Source organism: Candidatus Paceibacterota bacterium (assembly GCA_028716825.1).
Lineage (GTDB): Bacteria > Patescibacteriota > Minisyncoccia > Minisyncoccales.
The window spans coordinates 1-17,220 of the sequence record JAQUPA010000005.1 but is presented as its reverse complement, the minus strand read 5'-3'; the positions used below and the strand labels follow the sequence as shown (position 1 = coordinate 17,220).

The 17,220-nt window shown below is 33.5% G+C and carries 17 protein-coding genes, 6 tRNA genes and 1 pseudogene; 2 read left to right on the top strand and 22 right to left on the bottom strand.

Annotation, left to right across the window (positions count from 1 at the left end; translation table 11 throughout):
• Positions 1-5 precede the first annotated feature (5 nt).
• The 19 genes and pseudogenes from dnaK to rpsB all read right to left on the bottom strand — a co-directional run bounded on the left by dnaK (position 6) and on the right by rpsB (position 12,220).
• Positions 6-1,895, bottom strand: a complete 1,890-nt coding sequence (gene dnaK, locus PHI88_01415; GenBank protein MDD5551801.1) for a molecular chaperone DnaK — start codon at positions 1,893-1,895, stop codon at positions 6-8.
• Positions 1,896-1,942: 47 nt separating this feature from the next.
• Positions 1,943-2,485, bottom strand: a complete 543-nt coding sequence (locus PHI88_01410; GenBank protein ID MDD5551800.1) for a nucleotide exchange factor GrpE — start codon at positions 2,483-2,485, stop codon at positions 1,943-1,945.
• A gap of 13 nt (positions 2,486-2,498) precedes the next feature.
• Positions 2,499-3,215, bottom strand: a complete 717-nt coding sequence (locus PHI88_01405) for a hypothetical protein (GenBank protein ID MDD5551799.1) — start codon at positions 3,213-3,215, stop codon at positions 2,499-2,501.
• Positions 3,216-3,306: 91 nt separating this feature from the next.
• Positions 3,307-3,378, bottom strand: a tRNA-Gly gene (locus PHI88_01400).
• Positions 3,379-3,449: 71 nt separating this feature from the next.
• Positions 3,450-3,522, bottom strand: a tRNA-Phe gene (locus PHI88_01395).
• Positions 3,523-3,563: 41 nt separating this feature from the next.
• Positions 3,564-3,637: transfer RNA gene (locus PHI88_01390), tRNA-Val, on the bottom strand.
• Positions 3,638-3,639: 2 nt separating this feature from the next.
• On the bottom strand, positions 3,640-4,125 hold the full coding sequence (locus PHI88_01385; protein ID MDD5551798.1) for a hypothetical protein: 486 nt from the start codon (positions 4,123-4,125) through the stop codon (positions 3,640-3,642).
• A gap of 30 nt (positions 4,126-4,155) precedes the next feature.
• Positions 4,156-4,299 carry a glycerophosphodiester phosphodiesterase family protein gene (locus tag PHI88_01380; GenBank protein MDD5551797.1) on the bottom strand — a complete coding sequence of 48 codons (144 nt, stop codon included), beginning with the start codon at positions 4,297-4,299 and terminating at the stop codon, positions 4,156-4,158.
• Positions 4,300-4,313: 14 nt separating this feature from the next.
• On the bottom strand, positions 4,314-4,835 hold the full coding sequence (locus PHI88_01375) for a glycerophosphodiester phosphodiesterase family protein (GenBank protein ID MDD5551796.1): 522 nt from the start codon (positions 4,833-4,835) through the stop codon (positions 4,314-4,316).
• Positions 4,836-4,846: 11 nt separating this feature from the next.
• Positions 4,847-4,930: transfer RNA gene (locus PHI88_01370), tRNA-Leu, on the bottom strand.
• A 130-nt stretch (positions 4,931-5,060) separates the two neighbouring features.
• Positions 5,061-5,408 (bottom strand): annotated as a pseudogene (gene rplS, locus PHI88_01365) (50S ribosomal protein L19).
• A gap of 68 nt (positions 5,409-5,476) precedes the next feature.
• Positions 5,477-5,550: transfer RNA gene (locus tag PHI88_01360), tRNA-Val, on the bottom strand.
• A 61-nt stretch (positions 5,551-5,611) separates the two neighbouring features.
• Positions 5,612-5,684: transfer RNA gene (locus PHI88_01355), tRNA-Ile, on the bottom strand.
• A gap of 10 nt (positions 5,685-5,694) precedes the next feature.
• Entirely contained in the window at positions 5,695-7,548 is a 1,854-nt protein-coding gene (gene ftsH / locus PHI88_01350; protein ID MDD5551795.1) for an ATP-dependent zinc metalloprotease FtsH, read from the bottom strand.
• 81 nt (positions 7,549-7,629) lie between these two features.
• Positions 7,630-8,784 carry a glycosyltransferase family 4 protein gene (locus PHI88_01345; GenBank protein MDD5551794.1) on the bottom strand — a complete coding sequence of 385 codons (1,155 nt, stop codon included), beginning with the start codon at positions 8,782-8,784 and terminating at the stop codon, positions 7,630-7,632.
• Positions 8,785-8,793: 9 nt separating this feature from the next.
• Positions 8,794-10,602: a translation elongation factor 4 gene (gene lepA / locus PHI88_01340; protein MDD5551793.1), complete on the bottom strand. Its 1,809-nt coding sequence runs from the start codon at positions 10,600-10,602 to the stop codon at positions 8,794-8,796.
• A gap of 14 nt (positions 10,603-10,616) precedes the next feature.
• Positions 10,617-10,985 (bottom strand): hypothetical protein, encoded by a 369-nt coding sequence (locus tag PHI88_01335; protein MDD5551792.1) that lies wholly within the window; start codon positions 10,983-10,985, stop codon positions 10,617-10,619.
• 20 nt (positions 10,986-11,005) lie between these two features.
• Complete coding sequence (gene tsf, locus PHI88_01330) at positions 11,006-11,458, bottom strand: translation elongation factor Ts (protein MDD5551791.1); 453 nt, start codon at positions 11,456-11,458, stop codon at positions 11,006-11,008.
• 27 nt (positions 11,459-11,485) lie between these two features.
• Positions 11,486-12,220 (bottom strand): 30S ribosomal protein S2, encoded by a 735-nt coding sequence (rpsB, locus tag PHI88_01325; protein ID MDD5551790.1) that lies wholly within the window; start codon positions 12,218-12,220, stop codon positions 11,486-11,488.
• 244 nt (positions 12,221-12,464) lie between these two features.
• Between rpsB and rpmE the strand changes: the two genes are divergently transcribed.
• Both rpmE and prfA read left to right on the top strand, forming a co-directional pair.
• Positions 12,465-12,692: a 50S ribosomal protein L31 gene (gene rpmE, locus PHI88_01320; protein MDD5551789.1), complete on the top strand. Its 228-nt coding sequence runs from the start codon at positions 12,465-12,467 to the stop codon at positions 12,690-12,692.
• On the top strand, positions 12,689-13,726 hold the full coding sequence (gene prfA, locus PHI88_01315) for a peptide chain release factor 1 (GenBank protein MDD5551788.1): 1,038 nt from the start codon (positions 12,689-12,691) through the stop codon (positions 13,724-13,726). Before rpmE ends, prfA begins: the two co-directional genes overlap by 4 nt.
• Before the next feature lie 39 nt (positions 13,727-13,765).
• Here the strand turns inward: prfA and PHI88_01310 are convergent, their stop codons facing one another.
• From PHI88_01310 to PHI88_01300, 3 genes are all read right to left on the bottom strand, one after another.
• Complete coding sequence (locus tag PHI88_01310; protein MDD5551787.1) at positions 13,766-15,079, bottom strand: hypothetical protein; 1,314 nt, start codon at positions 15,077-15,079, stop codon at positions 13,766-13,768.
• Positions 15,069-16,208 (bottom strand): FtsW/RodA/SpoVE family cell cycle protein, encoded by a 1,140-nt coding sequence (locus tag PHI88_01305; GenBank protein ID MDD5551786.1) that lies wholly within the window; start codon positions 16,206-16,208, stop codon positions 15,069-15,071. Before PHI88_01305 ends, PHI88_01310 begins: the two co-directional genes overlap by 11 nt.
• A gap of 115 nt (positions 16,209-16,323) precedes the next feature.
• On the bottom strand, positions 16,324-17,220 hold an 897-nt coding region (locus PHI88_01300), incomplete at its 5' end, for a helix-hairpin-helix domain-containing protein (GenBank protein ID MDD5551785.1).

Genomic DNA, 17,220 nt, shown 5'->3' with positions numbered 1-17,220 from the left:
GAGGGTTATTTCTTTTTATAATCTCCCTCGCCAACATCCTTGTCTTTGTCTTCTTTCTTTTCTTCTTGGTTTCCTTTTTGCTGCTCCTGTTGCTGTTGCTGATACATTTGAGATCCTATTTTTTGAAGCGTTTCTGAAAGTTCTTTTGATTTTTGCTGAATATCTTCTGTTTTGTTCTCTTCCATTGCTTTCTTTAATCCAGTGATTTTATCTTCAACCTCTTTCTTAACATCTTTTTGAATTTTATCTCCCATATCTTTTAAAGTTTTTTCTGCCGTAAAAATTAATGCTTCTGCTTTATTTTTCTCTTCTATCTCTTTTCTTTTTTTCTCATCTTCCTCTTTATGTGCTTCAGCGTCTTTCTTTAATTTTTCTATTTCCTCTTCTGAAAGTCCGGACTGCGCTTCAATTCTTATTGATTGTTCTTTGCCAGTTGCTTTATCCTTTGCAGAAACATTTAAAATACCATTTGCATCAATATCGAAGCTGACTTCAATCTGGGGCATTCCCCTTGGAGAGGGCGGAATACCGTCCAAAATAAATCTTCCTAAGCTCTTACAATCTCCTGCTATTGGTCTTTCTCCCTGTAAAACATTTATCTCAACAGAAGTTTGATTGTCGGCAGCGGTTGAAAAAACCTGTTTTTTTTCTGTCGGAATTGTAGTATTTTTGGGGATTAAAACCGTATTTACGCTCCCTAATGTTTCTATCCCTAAGGAAAGTGGTGTTACGTCCAAAAGTAATACTTCTTTCATGTCCCCCGACATAATACCACCCTGGACCGCAGCTCCAATTGCGACAACTTCGTCTGGGTTAATCTCTTTATTTGCTTCCTTTCCAAAAAGCTTTTTTACTTCTTCTTGGATTTTTGGCATTCTTGTCTGACCACCAACAAGAATAATTTCGTCTATGTCAGAAATCTGATAATCCGCATCTTTTATTACTTCCTGAACATGCTTCATTGACTCATTAATATATTCTGCGACTAAATCTTCTAATTTTGAACGAGATAAACTATAGGATAGATGCTTTGGACCAGAACTGTCGGAAGTTATAAATGGCAAATTAATTTCGGCTTGCATTGTGGTAGAGAGTTCCTTTTTTACTTTTTCGCTTGCTTCTTTTATCCTCTGGAGTGCCAAAGGATCACCTGCAAGATCAATATTCTCATCCTTTTTAAAACTTTCTACGACCCAATCCATGATTTTCTGATCAAAATCATCTCCGCCAAGATGAGTATTCCCACCGGTTGACTTAACTTCGATTGTGTCTCCGGCAACATCTAATACTGAAACATCAAAAGTTCCGCCCCCGAAATCATAAACTACGATTTTTTCATCCTTTTTTTTCTCAAGTCCATAAGCTAAAGCAGCTGCTGTTGGCTCGTTAATTACTCTCTTTACCTTAAAACCTGCTATCTCGCCTGCATCTTTCGTTGCTTTTCTTTGTGAATCATCGAAGTACGCAGGGCAAGTAATCACAGCTTCTTCTATTTTCTCTCCAAGTTTTGCTTCTGCGTCCGCCTTAAGCTTTTGTAAAATCATTGCTGATATTTCTTGAGCTTTATACCACTTATCTCCCATCTTAACCTCTATTCCTCCATCTGAAGATTCTTTTATCTCATAAGATAAAAGTTTTTTATCTTTCTGAACCCGCTCATCAGAAAACTTGCGTCCGATAAGACGTTTTACAGAATAAATTGTATTTTGAGGGTTTGTTATAGCTTGACGTCTTGCTAAAACTCCAGCTAACCTTTCTCCGCTTTTTGAAAAAGAAACAACAGAGGCTGTAGTTCGTTCACCCTCTGAGTTTTCTATAATTTTTGGTTTTCCTCCCTCAACAACAGCCATTGCTGAAAAAGTTGTACCAAGGTCTATTCCTAATATTTTTGCCATAAATTTGTTGAGCAACGCGATAAAAATTTAATGCGTTAGCTCCATAATTATTTTTGAGCAACCTTTACTTTAGCGGGTCTTAAGACCCTACCGTTTAAAAAATATCCTTTTTGGAAAATTTCTAAAATTTCATCTTCTTCGCCCTTACCCACTGCTACTGCTTCATGAATCTCAGGATTAAATATTTTTTCTTCTTTCATTTCCTCAACCCCTTCTCTTTTTAAAAAGTTTTTCATTTGCTCTTTAATATTCATCATTCCTTTGACCCAGTTATTATTTTTTAAATCTTTTGGCATATCCTTTTCTGCTCTTTCAAGGTTATCTAGAATTGGTAAAATTTCACTTATAATTTCAATTTTTAATGCGCCTTCCTTATGCTCTAAAGATTTTTCCTCTGCTTTTCTGTAATTTATAAATTCTGCTCTTTCTTTCTGCCATCCTTTAAGATATCCCTCTTTTTCCTTTTGGCATTGTTTTAGCTGACTCTTAATTTTCTTTATCTTTTTTTTAATATCTATATTTCCAGCTTCTTCGTCTAAATTTTCAACATATTCTATCTTTTCATCTTTTTTTTTCTTTTCTTTTTTCATATTAAAAAATCTGTTAAAAACTTCTATTAAGAAGGTCTTTTGCTTTTTTAATTAATGCAATGTTTCTTAAATAATCCATTCTTGTGGGACCTAAAATCCCTATTGATCCCTCGTCCCAATTAGAAAAAACTAAACTTAAATCATCACTTCTTACAAATGGATTATTTCTGCCAATAAATACTTTTACGTCGTGATCTTCTTCTTCATCGTCCTCAAAAAAATCATCAAAACCCATCTCAACGCCCATTCTTAAAGATTCAAAAATGTCTTCAAAAGCTCTTGTAAAATCTAAAACTTCATGAAGATCATAAAACTCTGGCTGAGAAAACAAAAGTGAAAGCCCTTGCCATGTCGCTTCTTCTCCAAAAAATAAAAGACTTACATTTTTTGAAGTGCTAGAAAGAAATCTTCCAAGGTCATGAGTTACATTTTCCTTTTCTTTCTTTTCAAAAATCTTCTCGATTTTCTTTTCGGTGTTTTGAGAAAGCTTTGGTTCTGATATCTTTCTTATAAAAAATCTATATGCTTTTTCTGTAGGAATTCTACCAGAAGAAGTATGAGGCTTTAAAAGATACCCACTTTCCGTTAACTCCGCCATATCCAGCCTTATGGTTGCTGAACAAATATCTAAATTGTATTTTTCTAATAAATACTGTGAGCTAATCGGATCTGCTGTCTTAACATATTCTTTTACTATCAGCTTAAGAAGTTTTTCTTGCCTTTTTTTCATTTTTTTAAAATCTTACCCAATTAACTATTTTAGCAAATTAAAATTAGCAGTCAAGTGCTGAGACTGCTAATTTTAATTTTGCGAATCATTGAGCGGGTGAGCGGAATTGAACCGCCGTTACTACCTTGGCAAGGTAGCGTAATAGCCACTATACGACACCCGCTTGTTTACAAATAGCATAAAACTAATAACAATTTTATTATAAGCTATTCGTCCTATGCCATTCGTTTTTTGTGCTGCAGCTCGGAATCGAACCGAGATCCCATGTTTTTCAGACATGTGCCGTGACCGCCTTGGCTACTGCAGCATAAAACAATTTATATCAAAATTATAAATTTTTACAACGTTTGGGCGGCGAAGGACTCGAACCCTCGACCTTCTGAATGTAAGTCAGACGCTCTAACCAGCTGAGCTAGCCGCCCATTTACATAAAAACCGAAGATATCCAAAGACCGACATAGTGTGAAAATAATATCACCACTATTGTTGTTAAAAGATGCTCAAGAACGATTTTAAATGGTCTCTTTTTTTGATCTTTTGCAATATAAAAACTAACTAATGCGATCAAAAACAGGCCCCAAAAAATACTTATAATTACCGCTTTCTGTAATTCAAATGTTAATACTGGGATAATAAATGTCAAGGCAAATAAAAATTTTGCTAAAAAAGTACAAATTGTTGACTCCCAAATTTCTCTTTTCGTATGTTTGTTTTCTGATTCCTCTGAAACGTGAATCCCAAGGGCATCTGAAAAAGCATCAGCAATTGCAATGATCAAAATACCACCAATAACAGCAAGTTTTGAACGAGTGCTTGAATTTAATCCCACCATCAAGCCAAGGGTAGTAATTACCGCCGAAGTCAAGCCGAAACTAATGCCTGTCTTAAGAGAATGTTTTTTAAAAATCATAAACTTTTCTGAATTCTTAAATATAAAAAATTATATTCTATCTGGATAATCAGATATTATACCATCTACTCCTGCCAATTTCATTTTTTGAATATCTTCAGGATTGTTTACCGTCCAAACAAATACTTTCGTGTTTTTCTTTTTCATATCACCAATAAAATTTTTATTTATCAAAGTAGCTGAAGGATTTACAGAATGAATATTAACTTTTCTGACAATTTTTTTAAGATTCTTCGGCAAAAAAAGGTTAAAAGACCTGTTTTTATATCGGGATTTAAATTATCGAATTCCTGTAGTGCTGGAAGATGAAAAGAAGATATCAAAAAATCATCTTGAGACCATTTATCGCCTTTTATGTATTTTTCGATTATTTCAAATACATAATTTGCAATGTTTTCCTCTTTAAGCTCAATATTTACTTTTGCTTTTCCGGAAATTAAATCCAGTACTTCTTCAAGAAGAGGAATTTTCTCGCCTTTGCCGGCATCTAATTTTCGTAAGTCATAGAGCCACTTTTCCGAAACTCTACCCTCTCCGTTTGTAGTTCTTTCAAGCTTATCATCATGTATAACAACCAAGTCGCCACTTTTACAAATACGCACGTCTAATTCTATCATATCAACCCCGAGTTGGAGGGCTTTTTCAAAAGAACGTAGAGTATTTTCTGGTTCATAACCACAAGCCCCACGATGTCCGATTTTTAAAATCATAAGAGTAAATATGCCCAGGGCGGGAGTCGAACCCGCATGCCCAAAAAGAGCACAGCTCCTCAAGCTGCCGCGTATACCAATTCCGCCACCTGGGCTTTTCTATTTTTTTTCTGGTTTTTCCTTCTCCTCTTTGCTTTTTATTTCCCTGGGAATCTCTTTTTTATTAGCTTCTTTTTTTTCTACTTCTTTGGTTTTCTCTTTATAGACTTCTTCTACTACTTGAACTCTTTTTGATTTCAATTTTCTTCTAATCTTCTTCTCTGCTTTTTCTCTTAGATAATAAAGCTTTGCCCTTCTTGCTTTTCCCTTCTTTATTACTTGTATTTTTTCAATTAACGGAGAATGCCAAGGATATGTTTTCTCAACACCTACTCCACCAACATTAGCTCTTAGGGTGAAAGTAGCATTTATGCCTTTGCCATGTTTTTTTGAAATCAAAATACCCTCAAAAACCTGAGATTTTTTCTTGCTCTTCTCTAAAATTTTTTCCGAAACTCTAACAGTGTCCCCCGCTCTCATTTCGGGTAAATTTTCTTTTATCCCTCCTAATTTTAAAACATTTATTTCTGCCATAATTTTATAGGAGTAAAATTAATGCTTTTACTCTCTATCTTTAAATAAAATTAATTTGTACCTTTCGGTGGGCAGTATAGGATTCGAACCTATGACCTCATGGATGTCGACCATGCGCTCTAACCAACTGAGCTAACTGCCCTCTTACAATCCAAATCAATAAGCATAGTCTACTCTGGATTTATTTTTTAAAATACACGAGGTGCGCGTGGATGGATTTGAACCATCGACCCCGTGATTATAAGTCACGTGCTCTAACCACTGAGCTACACGCGCCCATGAAGATTTACTTTTGTTTTTTGGCGGGTTGAATATTTATGCCAATTATTTCTTCAAATTCCTTCCTTTCAATTGTTTCTTCTTTTATTAATCTTTTTGCAATCTTTTCAAGAAGATGCTTTCTCTCAGCAAGAACTCTACTAGCATCTTTTTCTGCTTCATTTATAAGCCTTTCTACTTCTTTGTCAATTTTTTCTGCCACTTCTTCTGAAAAATTTCTTTGTTCTGTAATCTCTTTTCCTAAAAAAACCATGCTTTCTTTCTTACCAAAAGTCACAGGGCCCAGACGAGACATACCATACTCCATAACTAATTTTCTTGCAAGGTCGGTGGATTTTCGAAGGTCGTTTGAAGCTCCCGTGGTGATTTCGTTAAAAATCATCTTTTCTGTCTCATATCCCCCAAGTAAAGTTGCTAATTCTGAAACAAATTCTGTTTTTGTCTTTAAATATTTATCTCTGCTTGGTAACTTAAGGGTGTAACCCGCTGCCATACCACGAGATACAATAGAAATTTTATGGACTGGCTCTGAGTCTGGCATAAAAGCAGAAACAAGAGCATGTCCTGCTTCGTGGAAGGCTGCAATTTCTTTTTCCTTCTCTGAAAGAATATGGCTTTTCCTTTCGGGGCCCAAAAGAACTTTTTCAATTGATTCTCTTAAATCTTCTTGATTAATTTCTTTTTTATTTTTTCTCGCAGCTAAAATCGCAGCTTCGTTTACCAAATTTGCAATATCAGCTCCTGAAAAACCAGAAGTTCTTTCTGCGATTTCCCTTAAATCAATATTCTTTTCCAAAGGTTTATCTTTTGTGTGAATCTTTAAAATCTCTTGTCTTCCTTTAATATCTGGCTCGTCCAAAATTACATGACGATCAAATCTTCCCGGCCGTAAAAGTGCGGGATCTAAAATATCTGGCCTATTGGTTGCTGCCATTACAATGCAAGTTGCCTCTCTTTCAAAACCATCCATTTCAACTAAAATTTGATTTAACGTTTGTTCTCTTTCATCATGTCCTCCGCCAAGCCCGGCACCCCTATGCCTTCCAACAGCATCTAATTCGTCTACGAAAATAATCGAGGGCTGATTCTTTCTGGCGTTTGCAAAAAGATCTCTCACTCGGGATGCTCCAACGCCGACAAACATTTCAACAAATTCAGATCCGGAGATTGAAAAGAAAGGAACACCAGCTTCTGCAGCAACTGCTCTTGCAAGTAGTGTTTTTCCACATCCCGGAGGGCCAACCAACAAAACTCCTCTTGGAATTCTTGCACCCATGTCTAAAAATTTCTTTGGGGTTTTTAAAAATTCAACAATTTCCTGAAGCTCTTGTTTTGCTTCCTCAAGATCAGCTACATCACGGAAAGTAACTCTTTCTCTTATTTTTCCGCTACCGCCGTATTCTCTTGCTTTTGATCTTCCGAAAGAAAATGCTTGAGTTGCTCCTTGCTGTCCTTGCCTAAACATCCACCAAAAAAAGAAAATAATCAATATAAAAGGCACAATTGAAATTATAACAAAAAGCCAAGTATTGCTATCTCCTTGGGAACGATAAACTATCTCAATTCCTTTAAGTTCTATATTATCTACTCCGTAGTTCTTTAAAACTTCTTCCATGGGGGCGCTTGTGTCTCTGATTGCGAATTCTTTCTTGCCATCTTTTAATTCTATATTTACTCTATCTCCCACAACCTCCATTTTTTTTACCTCTCCTTTTTCAATTTGTCCTGCAAGCGCATTTACGCCAACTTCTTCTACTTTTTTTGAAAAATTAAACAGAGAAAAAAGCGCTGCCAATAAAAGCAATCCCAAAAATACATATATTATATTTTTCCAAATCTTATTATTCTTTTTCTCTTTCATATAAATAATTTCCTAGAATATAGGGCTAAATAATATAACCAGTCTACCAAAAATTGTAAAAAAGAAAAGGCCCCTGAAGAATTAGTATTGCAATTTTCTTCTCTTTTTTACAATATCAAGATAATAATTTTCTATGTTTTTTGCAACTCTTTCCCAGGAATAGTCCTTAACAAAATCTTTACTGTTCCTCGCTAACTTATCTCTTAAATCTTTGTCTTTTAAGAGCCTTATAAGTTTTTTCGCAATATCCTTAGGACTTCTTGGGTCAAAAAATAATCCGTTATAACCGTCTCTTAAAACATAATCATACCCTATAATTTGAGAAGCGGCAACGGCTTTTTGGCAAGCCATGGCTTCAACAAGCACAATTCCAAATGATTCACCTCCCAGGGCCGGCGAGCAATAAACATCACAAGAGGCATAATAAGATGGAACTTCTTTTTCTGGAATAAATCCCTTAAAAACAACTGATTTTGAAATATTAAGGTCCCTGACAATCTTTCTGCATTTTTTTTCAAGACGCCCCCTGCCTGCAACAATAAGTAAAATATCTGGCACTTCTTCTTTTATTAAAGGAATTACTTTCAAAAGCTCGGGCAAGCCCTTTCTCCTGTCTAACCTTCCAAAATAAAGAATTTTGGGTCTTTTATCTGAGAACTCTTCTCTTGGTTTTGCGTTTGGGTTAAATTTTTCTTTATCTACTCCGCAGGGAATTATTTTATAATCCCCTGGAATATAAGAAGAAACACTATCCCTTGCGCTTGGAGATATAGCAACTAGACCATTTAATTTTTTCCTGTATTTATTAAAAAATTTCTGATATAGGAATGTCCCTCTTTTCCAAAATTTGAATGTTGTTGAATGAAAAACAGCAACATTTGCAGTATTTGAAGCACGAAGGGCATAAAAAGAAATACCAGGGGGAAGCATGGGCGTATGAAGATGAAGGAGGTCAAAATTTTCTCTTCGTATAAAATCTCTGACTATTCTTTTTACTCTAAATCCAATTGTCGGAGTTGCGTAAGATTTGTTTGCTGGCAGAAAAAAAACTCTGCCAATTCTTTTTACATCTTTTTCTGTGTCTTTATCTACAATACCTTTTTCATTTGGATAATTCGTAGTTAAAATTTTGACCTCATGTCCAAACTCTCTTAAATATTTTGCAACATAATAAGTATATTCTGAAACACCCGAAGGATAAGGATAATATGCATCTGAAGCTATACAAATTTTCATAATATCTTTTTATTCTTTTAATAATTTTATCACAACCTCGCTTGGGACAGAAATTTTTGCCTTTAGGGCAAGTTTTTCTTTACCCTTTTTTTGTTTTTTTAATAACTTCTTTTTTCTTGTGACATCTCCTCCGTAAAGCGAAGCTGTTACATCTTTCCTTTTTGCTTTAACAGTTTCTCTTGCAATAATCTTACCCCCTACTGCTGCCTGAATCGGGACTGAAAAAAGCTGCGAAGGAAAAATCTTCTTTATTTTCTCTACTGTTTCTCTTGCTTCTTTTTCTAATTCTGATTTTTCTACAATTTTTGAAAGAGATGGTTCCTTTTCTTTCAAAACCAATATATCCATCTTTAAAAGTTCTGCTTCCTTCCAGCAAAGAAAATCAAAACTCATAGAAGCAAAGCCCTGAGAAATACTTTTTAACTTATCGTAAAAATTTTCAATTAATTTACGAAAAGGCATTCCACAATTAATTTTTAACTTTTCCTCACCAAAATTTTCACTTGAAATAAAATTTATTTTAAAGGGACGAAATAGCTGTAAAATATCATTAAAATAATCTTTAGGAGTTATAATTTCAAGCTTTACCCAAGGTTCTTCTATCTTTTCTATAAAACTTGGCTCAGGAAAATCTTCCGCAGAAGAAATGTTCTCTTCCTCGCCATTTTTTAAAACAATCCTGAAAGGAACTGTTGGCCTTACAACGACTATATTTAACTTATAGTCTTTTTTTAATCTTTCAAGAATTATTTCAAAATGTAAAATTCCTAAAAAACCGCAACGGAAACCAATGCCAATCATTTTTTTTCTTTCTTCTTCGAAAGAAAAAGATGGATCAGAAAGATGAAGCTCTTCTATGGCTTCTTTGATTTCAGCAAAAGTTGTAGGCTCTTTTGGAAAAATAGAACTAAATATCATTGTCTCGGGTTCTTTATATCCTGCAAGTGGTAAAACTTTCTTCTCTTCTGCCTTTTGTTTTTTTTCTTTTATAAAAATCGTGTCCCCTATCCTGACGTCTTCTGGATTTTTCATTCCAGTTTTTACATATCCTATCATGCCCGTAGAAAGATTTTCTTTTGGAGAAAGATCTGGAACAAAATAGCCAATTTCTTTCACTTCGCCCTCTTTTTTCTTCTGCAGAAGTATAAACTCATCTCTTTTTTTGATCTCTCCCTCAACTACCCTAACAAAAGCAACCACGCCCTGAAAAGAATCATATTTTGAATCAAAAATAAGAGCTCGAGTTCCCTGATTTTCTGGAATTTTTGGAGGTGGAACTTTTTCTATAACAACTTTGAGTAATTCTTCGACATTGGTCCCATCCTTCGCTGATATTTTCAAAATATCTTCCTCCTTTATTTTTAAAAGATTGGCCAATTCTCTTTTATTTTTCTCAACCTGGGAATGAGCAAGGTCTATTTTGTTAATTGCTGGAATAATAGAAAGTCCTTCTTTTTTGGCAAGCTCAAGATTTGCAATAGTTTGAGCTTGAATCCCTTTTGAAGCGTCAACTAACAAAATCGCTCCCTCAACTGCCGCTAAAGCACGAGAAACTTCATAAGAAAAATCAACGTGGCCGGGTGTATCAATTAAATTTAAAATGTATTCCTCTTCTTCAAAAGGATAAACCATTCTACAAGGATGCATTTTAATTGTAATGCCATGTTCTCTTTCAAGGCTCATACGATCAAGATACTGCTCTTCCATTTTGCTTTTTGGAATTGTCTCTGTTAATTCTAAAAACCTATCAGCTAAAGTTGATTTTCCATGGTCAATATGGCTTATAATACAAAAATTGCGAATTAATTTCTGTTCCATAGTTAAAAAGGGGCTTATACCCCTTTTTTATCTTCTTTTTTATCTTTTGTCTTCTTTTCTATCTTATGCTTTTTGAAGTAAATATTTTCCAAGTGGAATCTCCTTTCTCTAACTTTTTGCAACCTTGAAGATAGATAGTTGTCTATTTTTAAAACAACAACCCTCAAACGACTAGTTATTTTTTCTTGGAATTTATGAGCTTTGTGGCTAGTTTTAATCTTACCTTCTGTAACATTTCTTCTAAGCCTAAAAGAAACTCTTTTCTCTTTTGGAACATATTTTACCTCGTAATCTGGAATAAGGGGCAAATTACGAGAAAAAATAAATAGTAGTCCAAAAATTGAAAATCCAAAAATAATTTGACAAATAGCAATGGAGGACATATTTTTTAAAATGGGAAAGATTATACTTCTATCCTTTTAAATTCTTCTATTTTGACATTCTCTCCAACTTTTGAAATAACTTCTTCGGTTAAATCCTTAATAGTTCTTTTAACGTCTTTAATAAATAACTGAGATTCGAGTTCTTTTACATCTTTTGGATCCATGGCAGCAATTTGCATAGCAACTTCATGAACGAAATTCTTAAAAATTTCATTTCGCGCAACAAAATCGCTCTCACAAGAAACCTTAACTAAAGAACCTATTTTTCCGTTTTGATGTAAATAAGCGCCTACAAGTCCCTCTTTGGTCTCTCGCATCTTCTTTTTTTCTAAAATCTCAGCCCCTTTCTTTTTAAGAATTCCCAAGGCCTTTTTAAAATCACCCTTTGCTTCTTCGAGGGCTTTTTTACACTCAGCAACTGAAATATTAGTTTCGTTGCGGAGTTTCTTTACATCTTCAATGGATATTTTCATATGCTTTATTAATTTATTAAACAATATTTATGATAGCACTTTTTCAATCTTTCCCAAAATATACTTTAAAGAAGCAATACCCTCATCATTCGCGGGGATAAAATAATCAACCATTGTGGGATCTCCGTCGGTATCACAAATACCAACAACGTTAATATTTTTCTTTTTTGCTTCTTCTATCGCTATTTTTTCCTTCTTAACGTCTATAACAAATAAAAGGTCTGGCAGTCTGTTTAATTTCCTTAAACCGCCTGCCCTTTTATCGATCTTCTCGATTTGTTGATCGATCCTTAGTCTTTCTTTTTTTGTATATTTCTCAAATTCTCCTTTCTTTCTTTTCTCTTCCATATCTTTCAGAAAGTCAATTCTTTTTTTAATAACTTCAAAGTTTGTTAAGGTCCCGCCAAGCCACCTTTCTATAACATAAGGTATGCCAAGTTTTTCTGCTTTTTCCTTAATTAATTTCCTGGCAGAAACTTTTGTGCCGACAAAAAATATCAGAGCTTTTTCTTTTTTCTTCTCTTTAAGAAAATCTAACGTTTTTTTAAAGCACTTTTGAGCCTCAGAAAGATCTATAATATCAATGTTATTTCTCATTCCGTAAATAAATGGCTCCATTTTAGGATGTTTTTTTGAATGTGAATGTCCAAAATGCAAACCCTTCTCAAACATTGCTTTTGTGCTTTTATCAAAAACAGCTACCTCTTCTTCCTTGGGCACGCTTTTTGTTTCTTTTTTTTCTTTTGCTTTTTTTTCAATCATAAAAATAGACCTCCGTAATTAAAAACAACTTGTTGCAAGTCAAAAATAATATTAGCAAAAGAAGCAAAAAATGTCAAAATATAAAGCTGAATTACGAATAATGAATTACGAATAAAGCAGTTTTCAAAATGTATCGGAATTATAAAGCATAACTCGGAATTCAGAATTCATTATTCAAGATTCTGTTTTCCCTTGATTTCAAACGTATAATATGATATTTTAACTATTGTAAATTTAACTAAAAATGAAAAAAGACATTCATCCAAAATATTATAAAGACTCTGTAACCCGTTGCGCCTGTGGAGCTGTTTTTAATATTCCCGCAACAAAAAAAGAAATGGAAGTTGAAATCTGCTCAAAATGTCATCCTTTCTACACCGGAAAATCAAAAATTGTTGATACCGCAGGACAGGTAGAGAAATTCAAGAAAAGATTAGAAAAAACAAAAGATCTCCAAAAGAAGAAAAGATGATTGATGATAAAAAATTAAAAGAAGAATATAAAGAACTGCAAAGAAAGCTCAGCAATCCTGAGCTTTCTTTAGATAGAAAAGAATATGGTAAAATTTCAAAAAGACTCGCTTTGTTGCAAAATAGCATATCAAAAATAGAAGAATTAGAAAAAAACAAAAAAGCGCTTAAAGAAAACAAAGAAATTCTAGAAAAAGAAGAAGATGAAGAATTAAAAAAATTAGCAAATGAGGAAATAAAAGTTCTTGAAGGAAAAAATAAAAAACTGGAAGAAGAAATAGAAAAAGAAACTAACCCAAAAGAAGAACTAAGTAATGAAGTTTTAATTGAAATAAGGGCTGGGGCCGGTGGCGAAGAAGCTGCTCTTTTCGGAAAAACCCTCTTTGAAATGTATCAAAGATATGCCCAAAAAATGGGATGGAGCTTGAATGTTCTTGCCTGCCATTTAACAGATCTTGGCGGATTTAAAGAAATATCTTTTGATATAAAAGGAAATGAAGTCGAGGGTAACTTAAAATATGAAAGCGGAGTTCATAGGGTTCAGAGGATACCAGAAACAGAAAAGTCAGGGAGAATTCATACCTCAACTGTAAGTGTTATAGTACTTCCAAAACCAAAAGAAAAAGATATTGAAATTAACCCCCAGGACATAAGGGTGGATGTATACCGCGCGTCGGGTCCCGGAGGACAATATGTAAATCGTAGAGAAAGCGCTGTAAGGATTAGTCATATTCCAACAGGAATTATGGCAACTTCGCAAAGTGCAAGAACTCAGGTTGCAAACAGAGAAAACGCAATGTCGGTCTTGCGAATAAGACTATATGACCTTGAAAAAGAAAAAGAAGAAGAAGAAATGGATAAAGAGAAAAAAAGTAAAGTTAAAAGGAGAATGAGGGCTGAAAAAATACGTACGTATAATTTCCCCCAGGATAGAATTACAGACCATAGAATTAAGAAATCCTGGGGACATATTGAAAATATTTTCCAGGGAAATTTAGAAGAATTAATAAAATCTCTAAAAGAAAATTTAGAATAAAAAATCGCCAAGGAAGGCGGTTTTTCATTTGAATAAATTTTATCTTAATGGTATTCCACTCCCCTCTAGTTTTTCTCTCATCTTAGGACAATTTAAATCTAATCCACAAACATCTATTAAAGATTGCCATTGTCGAGTATACTCTAAAACATTTTCGATATATTTAGAGTCCTTATTGTACGCACGAATAGCTCCTCTTTCATTTTTACTATTTCTTGCTCCGGCATTACCAAGATAACTAGCCATCGCAACCATGGCATGGTTAAACATATAAGGATTCGGTACTTTACCAGGAAATGTAGATTTCACACTACTCTGACATTTATATATATCTAATTCCCATGTTGAAGGAATAAATTGAGCAAACCCCATTGCTGCACCATATGAAACTGGTAAAATTTCTGGTTTGCAATAATTAAACTTTCCTGTAGAACCATATGCATTACAAAGACGTTTAGTAATTTCTTCAAAATAATTTTTTTCTGTTGCATTCATGCACTTCTTATAACCACCAGGACAACTACTAAGATAATTACCATAAACACTTTCAGCTCTTAAAGTTCCTAAAAGTAAAGCTGGTCTCACTTTTGTTAGTTTAGATGCAGTATTTACTGTCGTAAATATCCCAGACCAACTTAAATCCCCCGTACTCCAAAAAGTTAAATAACTCTGAATCTTTCCCATTGCTGCTTTCAACTCTTTTATCTCTGATTTTAATTGAGAAAGTAAATACTGCTGTTGATCTCTTTTAATTGCTAAGTTCTGCCTTGATATTTCCTGGACTTGTCTATATTTAAATCGTTCTGCTTTTTTTTTCTCAAGTTTTTCTTTTAATTCCCTAACCCCTCGAACTGAATAACCAAGGCGTTTTTGAATATCCTCAACCTCTGCTATTTTATTACTAAATTCGGCCAAACTTTTATTGCCAAGAAAAATTTCAATGTAAGAATTAGTATCATACTCATAAATCTGACGAAGAGCTACAGATAAAGTACCTTTTTGTTGGTTAAGCGCTTTATTTATTTTAGAAAGCGCCTTATCGATATCATCCAAGCTTGACTCGGCATTTATAATCTCAGCATTAATGTCTTTAATCTCATAATTTAAGTTTGATAAATACAAATCAACATCCTTCTTCTCCTTCTCAATCTCTGATTTTTCTTTAGCGCATGTTGCATAAACCGAATCTAAAATACTACTTCCGCAACTTTTTTTAATCTGAGGAATTAAACTTTCGTCAGGACAGGTATTTTTATATGTTTGACAATTTATTTTCGCAGAAAAAACAGTCCCTTTAAAAGAAAGGGTTAAAATAAATAGGAAAAATAATATTAAAAGCTTTTTATAATGCATATTTCTCGCTATGCACTTTTATGCTCTCTATTATACCAATTCCGATAAATAAAGAAATAATACTGGAGCCACCATAGCTTAAAAACGGCAACGGAACTCCAGTAATTGGCAAAAGGCCAACATTCATTGCAATATTCACAAAAGCGCCAGCGCCGAGTAATATCATAAAACCAGAAACTACAAGTCTTGAAAAATTATCTTTTGATTCTTTCGCTATTTTAAAAAGTCTCCAAAATATTAAAAAATACAATAAAAATATTATAAAAATACCCAAAATTCCAAACATCTCACAGGTCGTGGCAAAGATAAAATCTGTCTCAGCTTCTGGTAAAAAACCAAGTTTTGCCTGTGTATAGGGTTCAGAAAATCCCTTACCAAAAAATCCACCACTTCCAACAGCAATAGTTGATTGATAAATATGATAACCGCTTCCTTCTGGATCAAGATAGGTTCCTTGAGGATTAATATATGGCTCAAGAAAAGTCGAAATTCTTTCTTTTTGCTCCACTGCTAAAATAAAATTCCAAAAAATAAGGGCAGCGATAATTCCAATGGCTAAAATTGCAAAAAGGTGCTTTCGTTTAATACCAGACACAAGCATCATTCCAAACCAAATCATCAAAAGAATTGCAGCCGATCCAAAATCGGGCTGCAAAAATACCAGAGCAGCTGGCAGGAAAGCATAAGCAGCAGATAATACAATATGTTCTTTATGGTACATTTCAATGTGGCGAGAAGAAAAATACTTTGCAAAAAGTAAAATAAAAACTATTTTTATAAATTCTACCGGCTCAAGAGTAAAATTACCAAAAGCATACCAGGCCCTAACGCCTCTTATTTCTTTACCAAAAAAGAAAAGACCAATCAAAAGCAAGATAGATACAGCGTAAAGAAAGAAAGTAAAAAGAGAGCTTTCTTTTACTGCTCTAAAATCCAAAATTGGTAGAAATAAAACAAATAAAATACCAATTATTAAAAAAATTATTTGTTTTGAAAAAAAAGAGAAATCCCCATTAGCAAGGCCAAGGCTATAAAAAATCAAAATTCCTATTAGAGAAAGTACAACTACAAGAATAAGCAGAAACCAATCAAATTTTTTTAATTTTTTTGAATAAATTAACTTAGTCATTTTAAATTAGAAAAATATCAAAAAGAAAACAGTAAAAACTATCAATAAAAATAAAAGCCACCCGAGGAGAATGTTAATTTTTTTTACGACTCTCGTTGCTGGAGTTAGCATTTGTTTATTTTATCATTTCTAAAAATTTTTTCTCGTTTAAAATTTTTATTCCTAATTTTTTTGCTTTTTCAAGTTTTGATCCTGGGTTTTTACCAACTACAATATAGGTTGTATTTTTTGAAACACTATTTGTAACTTTTCCTGAAAATAACTTTACTCTTTCTTTCGCCTTATCCCGAGGCATAGAATCTAAATCTCCCGTAAAGATAAATAATTTTTCTTTCAATTTATCTCCCAATTTCGTTCCTTCTCTAGGTTCTAAAGTAACCCCGACTTTATTAAGATTATTTAAAAATTTGACATTCTCTTCCTTTTTAAACCAATTTTTAATACTCAAAGCAACTTTAGAACCAATTCCATCAATGAATTCTAAATCCTCAAGTGACATTTTCTGAAATAGATTAATGAAGCTATTAATATTTTTAATTTCTCCAGCAAATTCTTCTGCTAAAAGCTCGGCTGTTTCTTCGCCTATATACTTTATACCACAAGCGATTAAAAGACGCGAAATTGTAATTTTTTTTGAATTGGAAATAGCACTAACGATATTACTTGCTGCTTTTTCTGCAAATCTTTCAAGCGGTTCAAGATCACCCTCTTTTAATAAAAAAAGGTCTGGAGAATCAGAAATTAAACCCTCGTCCATTAACTTATCAAGAATTTTGGGGCCCAAACCCTCAATATCAAATGCTTTTTTTGAAACAAAATAATAAAGATGACTTCTTCTTATTGCTCCACATTTTTTATTTTGACAATAATGAGCAACTTCGCCCCGGAGTCTTACAACTTTTGAATTGCAAATCGGGCATTTCTTTGGGAATATAATTTTCTTTGCGTCTTTCGGACGAAGATTTAACAACATCTTAACAACTCTGGGAATTACGTCTCCCGCTTTTTCAAT

Bases quoted from the DNA above. Each gene is read 5' to 3' on its own strand.
- PHI88_01410 (MDD5551800.1), bottom strand. From the start codon at position 2,485: ATGAAAAAAGAAAAGAAAAAAAAAGATGAAAAGATAGAATATGTTGAA.
- dnaK (MDD5551801.1), bottom strand. From the start codon at position 1,895: ATGGCAAAAATATTAGGAATAGACCTTGGTACAACTTTTTCAGCAATG.
- PHI88_01310 (MDD5551787.1), bottom strand. From the start codon at position 15,079: ATGCATTATAAAAAGCTTTTAATATTATTTTTCCTATTTATTTTAACC.
- tsf (MDD5551791.1), bottom strand. From the start codon at position 11,458: ATGAAAATATCCATTGAAGATGTAAAGAAACTCCGCAACGAAACTAAT.
- PHI88_01375 (MDD5551796.1), bottom strand. From the start codon at position 4,835: ATGATTTTAAAAATCGGACATCGTGGGGCTTGTGGTTATGAACCAGAA.
- lepA (MDD5551793.1), bottom strand. From the start codon at position 10,602: ATGGAACAGAAATTAATTCGCAATTTTTGTATTATAAGCCATATTGAC.
- PHI88_01305 (MDD5551786.1), bottom strand. From the start codon at position 16,208: ATGACTAAGTTAATTTATTCAAAAAAATTAAAAAAATTTGATTGGTTT.
- prfA (MDD5551788.1), top strand. From the start codon at position 12,689: ATGATTGATGATAAAAAATTAAAAGAAGAATATAAAGAACTGCAAAGA.
- rpsB (MDD5551790.1), bottom strand. From the start codon at position 12,220: ATGATTGAAAAAAAAGCAAAAGAAAAAAAAGAAACAAAAAGCGTGCCC.
- PHI88_01405 (MDD5551799.1), bottom strand. From the start codon at position 3,215: ATGAAAAAAAGGCAAGAAAAACTTCTTAAGCTGATAGTAAAAGAATAT.
- PHI88_01345 (MDD5551794.1), bottom strand. From the start codon at position 8,784: ATGAAAATTTGTATAGCTTCAGATGCATATTATCCTTATCCTTCGGGT.
- PHI88_01385 (MDD5551798.1), bottom strand. From the start codon at position 4,125: ATGATTTTTAAAAAACATTCTCTTAAGACAGGCATTAGTTTCGGCTTG.
- PHI88_01335 (MDD5551792.1), bottom strand. From the start codon at position 10,985: ATGTCCTCCATTGCTATTTGTCAAATTATTTTTGGATTTTCAATTTTT.
- rpmE (MDD5551789.1), top strand. From the start codon at position 12,465: ATGAAAAAAGACATTCATCCAAAATATTATAAAGACTCTGTAACCCGT.
- ftsH (MDD5551795.1), bottom strand. From the start codon at position 7,548: ATGAAAGAGAAAAAGAATAATAAGATTTGGAAAAATATAATATATGTA.